Source organism: Kitasatospora sp. NPDC022785 (assembly GCF_055561295.1).
In genome coordinates, this window is the sequence record NZ_JBVHHB010000011.1 from 232,134 (window position 1) to 244,550 (window position 12,417).

Here is a 12,417-nt window from a genome sequence, read left to right on the forward strand (position 1 = left end):
GCTCAGCCCTCCCCCCGGCCCCCGTCCCCGTCTGCGCCCCCGCCCTCGCGGCCCCGCAACGGCAGCGCACGCGCGGGCTCCAGCGCCGGGTCGTCCACCGCGAACGTCCGCACTCGGCCCGGCCCGCTCCACGGCGTCTCGAACCGCACCGTCACCCGCCCGACCCCGCTGCCCTGCACCCACCCGGGCCCGAACTCGCCGTGCCGCACGTCCTGCCCCGGCATCCAGTGCCGCACCGCGGGCCCGGCCGGCTCCGGCTCGTCCTCCTCCTCGCCGTCCCCCACCTCGTGCTCGGCGGCCTCCTCCCGGACGGCCTGCGCGAACAGGTCCTCCTGGGTGTAGTCGGCAAGCTGCGAGACCCCGACGCCGAGCAGCCGCACCCCGCCGGTGATGTCCACCTGCGACGCCAGCCGCCGGGCCGTCTCGGTGATCACCGCCTCGTCGTCCGTCGGGCCGCGCAGCGTCTCCGAACGGGTCAGCGTGGAGAAGTCGAACCGCCGCACCTTCAACACCACCGTCCGCCCCGACCGGCCGGCCGCGCGGAGCCGCCGCACGCACCGCGCGGCCAGGACGTCGACCTCGCGCAGCACGCGGTCCCGGTCCGCGAGGTCCACCTCGAAGGTGTCCTCCACCGACACCGACTTGGCGTCCTGGTCGGCGACGACCGGCCGGTCGTCCACCCCTGTCGACATCTGGTGGACGCCGGCGCCGTGCGCCTTCCCCAGCAGCTGCACCAGCTCCGCCTCCCCCGCCTCGGCGAGGTCGGCCACCGTGTTCAGCCCGGCGCGCCGCAGCACCTGTTCGGTGGCCGGGCCGATGCCGGGCAGCGCGCGCACCGGCATCGGCCCGAGCACCGCGCGCTCCTGGCCGGGCTCGATCAGCACCAGCCCGTCCGGCTTGGCCTGCTCGGAGGCGATCTTGGCCATCAGCTTGGACCCGGCCGCCCCGACCGAGGCTGTCAGCCCGGTCCGCCGGTGGATGTCGGCCCGCAGGTCCTCTGCGAGGGCCAGCACCAGCCGCTCCCCCGTCCCGTGGTCGGCCGCCGCCAGCGCCGGACCGTACGGACCGGCCTCCAGGTCGACGAACGCCTCGTCCAGGCTGAGCGGCTGGACCAGCGGCGACAGCTCCCGCAGCAGGCCCATCACCAGCTCGCTCACCTGCCGGTAGGCCTCGAAGCGCCCGGACAGGAACGCCGCGTTCGGGCAGAGCCGGCGCGCCTGCGCCATCGGCATCGCCGAGTGCACGCCGAACTTCCGCGCCTCGTACGAGGCCGTGGAGACCACCCCGCGCCCGCCCAGACCGCCGACGATCACCGGCTTTCCGCGCAGGCTCGGCTTGGCCGCCTGCTCCACCGCGGCGAAGAAGGCGTCCATGTCGAGGTGGATGATGCTCGGCAGTGACCGCACCTGCCGATCATGCCGCACCGGTACGACAGTCCGGCCGAACCCGGCCGCCTCCCCGCACCCGGCGAGGTCCCGCCCCGGCGAAAGTCCCGCCCCGGTGACGTCCCGCCCCGGTGACGTCCCGCCCCCGACAGGGCCTACCGCTGCTGCGCCGCCCCCGCATCGGCCAGCGCCCGCGGGATGCCCTCCTCCTTGGGCCCGAGGAACAGCGGGTCCGGCCGCAGCCAGGCGTTCAGCGCGGCCTTGCCCGCCCCCGGGATCTCCCGCAGCCCGCCGTACAGCCAGGTGGCGTCGTGCACCTCCGGCACCCCGACCGCGTACGCGTCGATGCCGGCCGCCTCACAGAGCGCCAGCGCCCGCCGGACATGGAAGTCCTGGCTGACCAGCACCGCCCGGTCCACCCCGAAGATCCGGTGCGCCCGGGTGCAGGAGTCCCAGGTGTCGAAGCCCGCGTAGTCGCCCACCACCCGTACCTGCGGCACCCCGTGCTCGATCAGGTACTGCCGCATGGCGTCGGTCTCGTCGTAGCTGTCCCGCCCGTTGTCGCCGGTGACCAGGACCGCCTGGACCTTCTGCTCCCGGTACAGGTCGACCGCCGCGTCCAGCCGGTGCGCCAGGTACGGCGACGGCTTGCCCTCGGACAGGCCCGCGCCGAACACCACCGCCACCGGTGCCTTCGGCGCGCTCGCCACCGTACCGACCCGGTCGTCCGCCGAGATCCACAGCCAGGCACTCGGCGCCAGTGCCAGCGCGCAGACCGCGGTGACGAGTTGGAAGATCCGGCGCTGCGTGCGCCGCCGTCCCAGCCGGACGCCGAGCCGCCGTGCCCGCCGCCGCAGCAGGCCGGGTATTCCGGAGCCGAACCGCACGTGCTCCCCCTTGAGTCGCTCACCAGGCTTGATCGGTTCACCAGGCACGACGAGGCCGCGGGCCCGGACGGTTCCCCGTCCGGGCCCGCGGCCTCGTCAGTACGCCTGTCAGACCGCGCGGTTGCGGCGCTGCGCCAGCTCGTCGCCCGGGTCGTGCCCGACCACCGTCTCACCGGTGTCGGTCCGCTCGGCGTGCAGCCGCCCGAGAGCCAGCTCCAGTTCCTTCCAGACCGCGCCGACGGCGATGCCGAAGACGCCCTGACCGCCCTTCAGCAGGTCGACCACCTGCTGCGGCGTGGTGCACTCGTACACCGTGGCGCCGTCGCACATCAGCGTCAGCCCGGCCAGGTCGGCGACCTCGGGCGACTGCAGATGGGCGACCGCCACCCGGATGTTCTGGAGCGAGACGCCGGCGTCCAGCAGCCGCTTCACGATCTTCAGCAGCAGGATGTCGCGGAAGCTGTACAGCCGGTGGCTGCTCGCCGGGTAGACCGAGCGGACACTGGGCTCCAGCAGCCCCGTCCGGGCCCAGTAGTCCAGCTGGCGGTAGGTGATCCCGGCCGCCGCACAGGCCGTCGGGCCGCGGTAGCCGATCAGCTCAGAGGTGGGCGCGAGCCGCTCGATGGCGGGCTGACCGGGCTGTACGGCCGGGAACCGGCTCAGCCGGGGCAGCTCCGTCCGGGACAGGTCGGTCACGCTGCGGGCGGTGCGCGGCATGTGCACGGCGCACAGGCCTCCCACGGCCGCTTCATCGCCGGTGCCGGTCATGCCTACCTCCGTCCACTCATGCTGCGGGCAACCCAGACTGCGGGCGACAGGCACCCGGGCAGCCACCCCTGACGGTAGGCAGTCCCCTATGGCCCGTCAACGATCGCCACGCCGGGCGGGACAAACCACGTCACTCAGGAGAGTGGTTTTTCGTGCCCCTAGTGTGGGTAGGTAGACGCCTTTTGGCAAAACGGCCGAACGTACACGGCACAACGCCGCACGCGGCCCCGGGGCGACACGCCGCAGGCGGCCGGCTACTGCGGCGTGCCGCCGCCGAAGTCCTCGGGCGAGACCTGGTCGAGGAACTCGCGGAACTTCTCGACCTCGTCCTCCTGCTCGTCCGGGATCGCGATGCCCGCCTCGGCGAGCACCTCCTCGCTCCCGTAGATCGGCGTACCGGTGCGCAGCGCCAGCGCTATCGCGTCGGACGGCCGGGCGCTCACCTCGACCCCGCCGGCGAACACCAGCTCGGCGTAGAAGACGCCCTCCCGCAGGTCGGTGATCCGCACCTCGGTGAGCTGCTGCCCGAGCGCCTCCAGGACGTCCTTGAAGAGGTCGTGGGTCAGCGGGCGCACCGGAGTCATGCCCTGCTGGGCGAAGGCGATCGCGGTCGCCTCGCCGGGGCCGATCCAGATCGGCAGGTAACGGTCGCCCCCGACCTCCCGGAGCAGCACGATCGGCTGGTTGGAAGGCATCTCCACCCGGACACCCACGACGTCGAGCTCATTCACACAGGCAACCCTATGGCCCTTGACCCGGATATGAAAGCGCAGAGCCGACCGCGCTGGTCAGCGGGGTCGGCCGGTCAGGCACGGGTCCGCAGACCGGCCTGGACCATGGCCGCGTGCAGCCGGACGGAGAGCGTGGCGAGCTCCCTGGCGGTGGCCTCGGCGTGCGCCCTGGTCTGCGGGTTCCGGTGCCGCCGCAGCGGCGCCACCACCTGCTCGACGAGCGCGATCTCGCGGTCGGCGGCCGCCTTCATGGCGCGCAGGTGGCGCGGCTCCAGCCCGTACCGGCCCAGCTCCGCCACGAGCCGGGCGACCTGCAGCGCCTCGCCGTCGTAGCCGCCGTCCGGCCCCGCCGCGACCAGCCCGTAGGACTCCCACTCGGCCAGCTGCCGCTCGCCGGCCTCGGCGGCCGCCAGCAGCTCGGCCCGGCCCAGCCGGACCCCGGCCGGGCTCTCGGCGCCGGCCACCAGCTCGCGGTCCGCCTCCTCCAGCGGCCCGGGCCGGGCGTCGGCGGCGGGCAGCGCGGGCGGGCTCTCACCGCGCTCGATGGCGTCCAGGTGCTCGCGGATCACCCGCAACGGAAGATAGTGGTCACGCTGCATCCGCAGCACGTAGGCCAGCCGCTCGACGTCGGCCGGGCTGAACTTGCGGTACCCCGAGGGCGTGCGCTGCGGCTCGACCAGGCCCTCCGCCTCCAGGAACCTGATCTTCGAGATGGTGACTTCGGGGAAGTCGTCCCGCAGGAAGGCCAGCACCGCGCCGATGCTCAGCAGCTCGTCGCCGCCGCGCCGTCGGCCGCCCCCGGCAGGCCGGTCCGGACGGACCGGCTGCCTGGGGGCCGCGACCACTCCCCGCGTGCCCTGGTCCGTCTGCGGACCGGACGACACGGGGGTGGCCGCCCCGAGAGATGAAGGGGTATTCGTACTCACTCGGGCTCCTGCCGACGTTGGTTTCAGTACCCCCGGTGGTGGCTGGCGAAGAACACCAGCCGGTACTTCCCGATCTGCACCTCGTCGCCGTTGTTCAGCGGCACCTCGTCGATCCGCTCCCGGTTGACGTACGTGCCGTTGAGGCTGCCCACGTCGGCCACGGTGAAGCCGCCGCCGGGCGTCCGGCGGAACTCCACGTGCTTGCGCGAGACGGTGACGTCGTCCAGGAAGATCTCGCCCTGCGGGTGACGGCCGGCCGTGGTCTTGTCCGAGTCCAGCAGGAACCGGCTGCCCGAGTTGGGGCCGCGCTGGACGATCAGCAGGGCCGTGCCCGGCGGCAGCGCGTCGATCGCCGCCAGCACCTCGGCCGACAGGGCCGGCGTGGCGCCGGTACCGGTCGTGGTGTTGGGGTCGTAGGACTCCAGGCCGGAGATCGAGATGGTCGACGTGGTCTCCGCCGCCCCCTCGGGCAACGCACCGCCGCGCAGCGCCGTACCGCAGTTGGAACAGAAGCGGGCCGCGGCCGGGTTCTGGTTGCCGCACCTGGGGCACGGAGTGGGGCCAGCCATGTTCACAGCCTCCTGGCGCGGCACACCCGACGGGTTGTGCCCGGCGTACGGATCCGGGGCAAACCCTCCACCAGAGGTTGAGGGTCCTGACGGGAAACCTATGCGCGGCGCGCCGGAGGGGTCAACCGACGCGCCGTAGCCCGCCGGATTCCCCGCGAACTGCTGGTTGGCGCCGTCCCGGAACAGAGGCCGCTCCGCGTACTCCACCCCCTCGGGGGCAGGGCGCATGCCCGGCACGGCGGGCTCTTCGTCGGCCCGGCGGTGACGCGCGGTGGGTGCCTCGACGGCGGCCGCGTCACGGCCCTTGTTACGACCGAACAACTTCGAGAAGAAACTCACGGGCGAATCCCCTTGCGTGTGACAGACCCGCCCGCGGGGCAGGGTGAGAACCTCGGACAGGCTGCGGGCCCGGTCTCGGACCGGGCCGGCTGGAGTGGTACTCCGACGTGTGGTGCTCCGGTATGTGCTGGTGTGGACCAGTCTCGCCCACGCGGCGACGACCCCCCGCACCGGGGGCCGCCCGCAGGTGAGGGGCCGTTCGGCCGGTGCCCCGTCACTTCGGAGCCGGCTTGGCGTACTGCGGCGTCTTCAGATCGACGAGGGCGTCGACGACCACCTTCTGCTGCTGGGAGATGGTCGCCCTGGCCTGATGACTCTCCAGGGTACGGACCACACCTCCCGGGATGTTCAGCGCGGGTGTGAGGTCCTGCGGGTTCCCCACGACGGTGAAGCGATAGGGCTGCGAGACCTTCTTGCCGTCGATCTGCACACCGCCACCGGACAGGTCCGTGAAGTAGGTGTTGACCACCACGCGCACATCGTTGATCTGAATCGCCTCCGCCCCCGCCGCTCGGAGTTCCTGCAGGGTGTCCAGCAGCATATCCGCCTTCACCTGCCCTTGGGGATCATCGACAGTGAGTACGATGCCCGGACCAGTGGCTTTGACGGTTCCCGCGAGCACACCGAGTTCCGTCACCTTCTTCCTGGTCTGTTCCTGGGCTTCCTTGGCCTGGTTGGAACTGTTCTCCAACTTGGCCAGGGACTGCTCCAGCTCCGCCTTCTCCTGTTGGAGACGCTGCTGACGGCCGTCCAGTTCGTCGAGGATCCGGACAAGATCCTCCTGGCGTGCGCCGCGCAGCTGGCTGTGGTGGTCGTTGGTCGAGCGGACCTGGATCGCCAGCGCCAGGCCGAGCGAGAACAGCAGCAGCGCCACGACCAGCTGGCCGCGCGACAGCCGCGGCGGCCAGAGCGCCGCCTTCAGCCTGCGCCGGCCCGCACCGCGGTCGGCGTCCCGCGGGGCGGGCGCCGGCTCGGCGGCCTCGGGCCCCTCCGACTCCGCCCCGGTCTGCGGTCCGGCCTGCGGTCCGGACTCTGACCCGGGCTGTGGTCCGGGCTCGGCTGCCTCGGCGGGCGCCGCCGCGACCTCCGGTTCCTCCACCTCAGCCTGAGGCTTCTGCTGCTCCCCGTCCGGCTTCCGCTCGGCCCCCTCGGTCTTCCTGACCTCCCCGGCCTGCGGACGCGCCGCCTCGACCGGTTCCGCCTTCTCATTCTCCTTCAACGGCTCCACCGGCTTCGCCGGTTCGACCGGATCCACAACCTCCACCGGCGCCGCAGGCTCCACCGGCGCCGCAGGCTCCACAGCCTCCACGGGCTCGGCGGGCGCCGCAGGCTCCACGGGCTCGACAGCCTCCACGGGCTCGGCGGGCTCCACAGCCTTCACGGGCTCGGCAGGCGCCGCGGCCTCGACGGGCCCGGCAGCCTCCGCAGGCCTCCGCAGCGGCTTCTCCACCGCCGGAGCCGTCTCCCGCTCCGCGCCGCCGTTCTCCCGCACGCCTTCTCCCGCCGCTCCGTCCCCGGTCTTCTCCTCCGCCGCCTCACCGCGGCCCGGCTCAGGCGCGGAAGACATGGCGCCTGATCGCAGCGGCGTTGGAGAAGATGCGGATACCCAGGACGACGACCACACCGGTGGACAGCTGCGAGCCGACCCCCAGCTGGTCCCCGAGGAAGACGATCAGCGCCGCGACCACCACGTTGGAGAGGAAGGAGACGATGAACACCTTGTCGTTGAAGATCCCGTCCAGCATCGCCCGGACACCGCCGAACACGGCGTCGAGCGCCGCCACCACCGCGATCGGAAGGTACGGCACTACGGCGTCCGGCACCTCGGGCTGGACGAAGAGTCCGACGACCACCCCGATCACGAGACCAAGTACGGCAATCACGGTCTGGCTGCTCCTGTCCCTGCGGTGGACGACCCGCTCGTGGTCGCCGTGGGCGAGTGGGCTGTGGTGGTCTTGGCGGAGCCGCTCGGCGTGCGCTTCCCGGAGCTCTGCGGGGTCGGCGTGGCCGACGGCGACGTGCTCGCGGAGGGGCTCGGCGACCCGCCGGACACCGCGGCGCTCGGGCCGGTGGCGGACGGGCTCGCCGACGGCGAGGGCTCCGGCGTGGCGGGCTGGGCGGTCCGCAGGGTGACGCCCACCGCCGCGGGCAGCGTCAGCTTCTTCTGCGCGGACAGCGTCGACTTGATGCCGTACTTCTCCTGCAGCAGACGCAGGTACTGGCCCGCCATGTTGTTCTCGAAGGCGCCGACCAGCTTGGGGCCGTCGCCGAGCGCCTGCACGCTGTAGGGCGGGACGAGCGGCCGGTTGTCCACCAGCACCGCCTCGCCCGCGGCCCGGATCGCCGAGAGTGCGGTGAGCCGCTGCCCGTTGATCGAGATGCCCTCGGCGCCGGACTCCCAGAGCCCGTTCACCACCAGCTGGAGGTCCCGGTCGCGCAGCCGGCCGCTGTTGGAGAACCCCTGCCCGGCGCGCGGATCGACGTTCCCGCCGGCGCCGGTACCGGCCGCGTCCTCCAGGACGAGCTTGACCCCCGGGCCGGTGACCTCGGCCAGGCCGACCGCGCCCGCCAGGGCGGCCGGGTCGCCGTCCCCCGGGGCCAGCGCCTGCTGCTGCGTACTGTCGACCTTCCGCCGCAGGTCCTGCACCTGCTTCTGCAGGCGGTCCGCCGACCCGTTGCTGTCGTTGATCCGGTGGATCAGCGCGTCGCGTTCCTTGGCGAGCGTCGGCTCCGCCTTGTGCGCGTTCACCGCGCCGACCGTCACCACCGCCCCCACCAGGGCCAGCCCGGCGCCCAGCGTCAGCAGGCCCCGGACCGTGCCGGGTATCCGGCTGTCGCGGTCACCGCCCCGCGCCGCGGCCGCCTCGGCGTAGCCCTCGTCCAGACCGTGGTCCATCACGTTGGTCAGCAAGGACATCGAGGCGTCCGGACGGTTGAACCGTCCGTTGCTGGCACTCGGCGTCGGCGTCGCTGGCATGCGGACCATCGTCCCACGTCGGCGGAGGGGCCTGTGCACTCCCCCTGACCTGCGCACTCACCAGAAGCGACGGATCACCATCAAGGCCTCCAAAACGGACAACCGGGCAATCGAGGGTCAGGCAGATCCGCGGACGAGCGGGGCGGGGCGGCGAGTGCCGCACCGCCCCGCCCTCCCGGAGTCGGCCGGGGATCACCCGGCGGTCACCGGCCGGCGCCGTCGACCACCGCCGCCCACTCGTCCAGCAGCGCCTCGGTCGCCTCGTCGTCCGGGCCCTCCGCCCAGAGGTGGGTGACCGCCTCGGCCGGGTCCGGCAGCACCAGCGTCCACCGGCCGTCCGCCTCGACCACCCGGACGCCGTCCGTGGTGTCGAGCCGCCGGTTGCCGGCCGCCTCCACCACCGAGCGCATGACCATGCCCTTCGCCGCCCACGGCGTCGCGATGTCCCGACGCCGGATGTGCGCCTGCGGGATGCGCGCGTCGATCTGGCTCAGCGTGAGCTGGGTCCGGGCCACCAGCCCGACCAGCCGGACGAACGCCGCCGCACCGTCCAGCACACCGCTGAACTCGGGGACGACGAAGCCGCCGCGCCCGTCCCCGCCGAACACCGTGCCCTCGGTGGCGGCCGCCTTGGCCAGGTCGTCCGGCGTGGTCGTGGTCCAGATGACCTGGGTGCCGTGGTACGCCGCCACCTGCTCGGCGATCCGCGTGGTGGTCACCGGCAGCGCGACCTGCCCGCTGCGGCGCTCGGCCGCGACCAGGTCGAGCAGCACCAGCAGCGCCCGGTCGTCGTCGATTACCCGGCCCAGCTCGTCCACGAAGGCCACCCGCTCGCCCACCGGGTCGAAGCGCACGCCGAAGGCCGCCCGGGAGGACGCCACCAGCTCGCCCAGCCTGGCCAGCCCCGCCCGGCGCTCCTCGGCGTCCTCGGTCGGCCGTGACTCGTCCAGCCCGCTGGAGACGGTGAGCGCCTCCACCCCGAGCCGGCCGAGGATGCTCGGCAGAACGAGCCCGGCACTGCCGTGCGCGGTGTCCACGACCACCTTCAGCCCGGCCTCGCGGACACCCGTGGTGTCGATGGTCCGCAGCAGGTTGCCCGCGTAGGAGTCGAACACGCTGGACGGGAAGGTCAGGTCGCCGATCTCTCCCGGGAAAGCGCGCCGGTACTCCTGGCGCGCGTAGACGCGGTCCAGCTTGCGCTGCCCGGCCTGCGAGAGGTCGGCGCCGCGCTCGTCGAAGAAGAGGATGTCCAACGAGTCCGGCACCCCGGGCGTGGTCCGCAGGAAGATCCCGCCGGCGCTCCCCCGCGCGGTGTGCTGCCGGGCCACCGGCATCGGCACGTTCTCGAGGTCGCGGACGTCGATCGCGCTGGTCTGGAGCGCCGAGATCATCGCCCGCTTGAGCGCACGCGCACCACGCGAGTGGTCACGCGCGATGGTGACGGTCGCCCCCTTCTTCAACGTGGTCGCGTACGCGCCCGCCAGCCGCACGGCCAGCTCGGGCGTGATCTCGACGTTGAGGATGCCCGAGACGCCGCGCAGCCCGAAGAGGTGCTCCTGGCCGCGGGACTCCCAGATCACCGAGGTGTTGACGACCGCGCCGGCCTCGATGGTCTTGAACGGGTAGACCCGGACGTTGGCGGCGATGATCGACTCCTCGCCGATCAGGCACTCGTCCCCGATCACCGCTCCGTCCTCGATCCGCGCGGCCCGCATCACATCGGTGTTCTTCCCGACCACGCACCCCCGCAGATTGCTCTGCGGCCCGACGTAGACGTTGTCGTGGATGACCGCCCTGTGCAGGAAGGCGCCGCGCTTCACGACGACATTGCTGCCGAGCACGGTGTGCTCACGGATCTCCACGCCGGCCTCGACCTTGGCGTAGTCCCCGATGTACAGCGGCCCGCGGAGCACCGCCTCCGGGTCCACCTCGGCCCCTTCGGCCACCCAGACGCCCGGAGAGATCTCGAACCCGTCGAGCTCGACGTCGACCTTGCCCTCCAGGACGTCCGCCTGGGCCTTGCCATAGCTCTCGTGGGTGCCCACGTCCTCCCAGTAGCCCTCGGCCACGTACCCGTAGACCCGCTTGCCCTCCTTGAGCAACTGCGGGAACACGTCGCTCGACCAGTCGACGGACTCCCCCGCCGCCACGTAGTCGAAGACCTCGGGTTCCATGACGTAGATCCCGGTGTTCACCGTGTCGGAGAAGACCTGCCCCCAGGTCGGCTTCTCCAGGAAGCGCTCGACGCGGCCCTCGTCGTCGGTGATCGTGATGCCGAACTCCAGGGGATTCGGCACTCGGGTGAGACAGACGGTGACCAGTGCGTTCTTACTACGGTGAAACTCGATCAATTCCGAGAGGTTGAAGTCGGTCAGCGCGTCGCCGGAGATCACCAGAAAGGAGTCGTCCTTGAGCGCGTCCTCGGCGTTCTTGACACTCCCCGCAGTGCCCAGCGGCGTCTCCTCGTTCGCATATGTCAGATGCATACCCAACTCTTCGCCGTCACCGAAGTAGTTCTTGACCAGCGAGGCCAGGAACTGCACGGTGACGACGGTGTCGGAGAGGCCGTGCCGCTTCAGCAGCCGCAGCACGTGCTCCATGATCGGGCGGTTGGCCACGGGAAGCAGCGGCTTCGGCATACTGGAGGTCATCGGGCGGAGTCGGGTGCCTTCGCCCCCTGCCATTACAACGGCTTTCATTACGGGTGCGTCCTCCTTCGCGGTGGTGGACCTGCAGGTCCATCAAACCGTTCCAGAGGTTCTCTACCCGGAAGATATCGTCCGACGCACCGTGTCGCCGTGGGACTTCTCTCAGATCGCGTCTCAGACTGTGGACGCCGAGGAGGCCGAGACGCCCCGGACGATCTGTCGCGCCTGCACCGCGTAAAGAATGGCGGCCCACCAGTAGAGCGTGGTCCCCCACCAGATGAAGGCCCAGCTGACGACCTCGGCCGGCCGTGCGATCCAACTGTCGCCGGTGCCCAGCAGCAGAAGCGGAAACGCGTACATCAGATTGAACGTCGCGGCCTTCCCCAGGAAACTCACCTGCAACGGCCCGTAGCCGTGCCGGTTGAGAATGGGAAGCAGCGCCGCGATAAACAGTTCACGGGCCAGCAGGATCGCCGTGAGCCACCACGGCAGGATCTCACGCCAGGTCAGACCGACCAGCGTGGACAGCACATAGAGACGGTCCGCCAGCGGGTCGAGCAGCTGGCCGACCCGGCTGATCTGTCCCCACCTTCGGGCCAGCTTTCCGTCCAGGTAGTCACTGATGCCACTCAGCATCAGGATCAGCAACGCCCAGCCGTCATTGTTCGGCCCGCCGAAAACCGGCCAGAGAATCAGCCAGAGGAACAGCGGAACACCGACCAGCCGGCCCATGCTCAGCAGGTTGGGGATGGTGAGGACGCGATCGGTCTGGACCCGCGTCTCCTGGACCTCCACCCGGGGGCCTCCTGTACCGTATGACGACTTTGCACGTTGACCTTACAACAGAAAAGCCCCCGTCCGGTTCCCCGGCGGGGGCTTCTCTCGAAGAATTGTTCGGCGGCGTCCTACTCTCCCACAGGGTCCCCCCTGCAGTACCATCGGCGCTGTGAGGCTTAGCTTCCGGGTTCGGAATGTAACCGGGCGTTTCCCTCACGCTATGACCACCGAAACACTATGAAACTGTCGGCCGCACCCATACCGTGACCAGGCATGGGGGTCGTTGTTTCAGAACAACACAGTGGACGCGAGCAACTGAGGACAAGCCCTCGGCCTATTAGTACCGGTCAACTCCACCCCTCACAGGGCTTCCATATCCGGCCTATCAACCCAGTCGTCTACTGGGAGCC

At 71.4% G+C, this 12,417-nt stretch carries 11 protein-coding genes and 2 rRNA genes; all 13 read right to left on the reverse strand.

Annotated features, from left to right (window positions below; translation table 11 throughout):
* Positions 1-2: 2 nt before the first annotated feature.
* Positions 3-1,406, reverse strand: coding sequence for a DNA polymerase IV (locus ACZ3YO_RS20190; protein ID WP_465570981.1), 1,404 nt, complete (start codon positions 1,404-1,406; stop codon positions 3-5).
* Positions 1,407-1,540: 134 nt separating this feature from the next.
* Positions 1,541-2,272 carry a SanA/YdcF family protein gene (locus ACZ3YO_RS20195; RefSeq protein WP_465570983.1) on the reverse strand — a complete coding sequence of 244 codons (732 nt, stop codon included), beginning with the start codon at positions 2,270-2,272 and terminating at the stop codon, positions 1,541-1,543.
* Positions 2,273-2,380: 108 nt separating this feature from the next.
* Positions 2,381-3,040: a MerR family transcriptional regulator gene (locus tag ACZ3YO_RS20200; protein WP_465570986.1), complete on the reverse strand. Its 660-nt coding sequence runs from the start codon at positions 3,038-3,040 to the stop codon at positions 2,381-2,383.
* A 254-nt stretch (positions 3,041-3,294) separates the two neighbouring features.
* Complete coding sequence (locus ACZ3YO_RS20205; RefSeq protein WP_360185161.1) at positions 3,295-3,771, reverse strand: bifunctional nuclease family protein; 477 nt, start codon at positions 3,769-3,771, stop codon at positions 3,295-3,297.
* Between the two features lie 74 nt (positions 3,772-3,845).
* Positions 3,846-4,616, reverse strand: coding sequence for a transcriptional regulator FtsR (gene ftsR, locus ACZ3YO_RS20210; protein ID WP_396322603.1), 771 nt, complete (start codon positions 4,614-4,616; stop codon positions 3,846-3,848).
* A 104-nt stretch (positions 4,617-4,720) separates the two neighbouring features.
* Positions 4,721-5,605 carry an FHA domain-containing protein gene (locus ACZ3YO_RS20215; protein WP_396322590.1) on the reverse strand — a complete coding sequence of 295 codons (885 nt, stop codon included), beginning with the start codon at positions 5,603-5,605 and terminating at the stop codon, positions 4,721-4,723.
* A gap of 214 nt (positions 5,606-5,819) precedes the next feature.
* Positions 5,820-7,097 (reverse strand): DUF881 domain-containing protein, encoded by a 1,278-nt coding sequence (locus tag ACZ3YO_RS20220; protein WP_465570990.1) that lies wholly within the window; start codon positions 7,095-7,097, stop codon positions 5,820-5,822.
* A gap of 58 nt (positions 7,098-7,155) precedes the next feature.
* Positions 7,156-7,488, reverse strand: coding sequence for a small basic family protein (locus tag ACZ3YO_RS20225; RefSeq protein WP_030062488.1), 333 nt, complete (start codon positions 7,486-7,488; stop codon positions 7,156-7,158).
* Entirely contained in the window at positions 7,485-8,582 is a 1,098-nt protein-coding gene (locus ACZ3YO_RS20230) for a DUF881 domain-containing protein (protein ID WP_465570993.1), read from the reverse strand. The genes ACZ3YO_RS20225 and ACZ3YO_RS20230 overlap by 4 nt, the downstream gene beginning before the upstream one ends.
* Before the next feature lie 203 nt (positions 8,583-8,785).
* Positions 8,786-11,281 (reverse strand): sugar phosphate nucleotidyltransferase, encoded by a 2,496-nt coding sequence (locus ACZ3YO_RS20235; protein WP_396322592.1) that lies wholly within the window; start codon positions 11,279-11,281, stop codon positions 8,786-8,788.
* 123 nt (positions 11,282-11,404) lie between these two features.
* A complete protein-coding gene (locus tag ACZ3YO_RS20240) occupies positions 11,405-12,025 on the reverse strand; it encodes a CDP-alcohol phosphatidyltransferase family protein (protein WP_465551718.1) in 621 nt (206 codons plus the stop codon).
* Between the two features lie 97 nt (positions 12,026-12,122).
* Positions 12,123-12,239: ribosomal RNA gene (gene rrf, locus ACZ3YO_RS20245) — 5S ribosomal RNA — on the reverse strand.
* Between the two features lie 85 nt (positions 12,240-12,324).
* Positions 12,325-12,417, reverse strand: a 23S ribosomal RNA gene (locus ACZ3YO_RS20250); the annotation flags it as partial.

Bases quoted from the DNA above. Each gene is read 5' to 3' on its own strand.
- ACZ3YO_RS20200 (WP_465570986.1), bottom strand. From the start codon at position 3,040: ATGACCGGCACCGGCGATGAAGCGGCCGTGGGAGGCCTGTGCGCCGTG.
- ACZ3YO_RS20230 (WP_465570993.1), bottom strand. From the start codon at position 8,582: ATGCCAGCGACGCCGACGCCGAGTGCCAGCAACGGACGGTTCAACCGT.
- ACZ3YO_RS20235 (WP_396322592.1), bottom strand. From the start codon at position 11,281: ATGAAAGCCGTTGTAATGGCAGGGGGCGAAGGCACCCGACTCCGCCCG.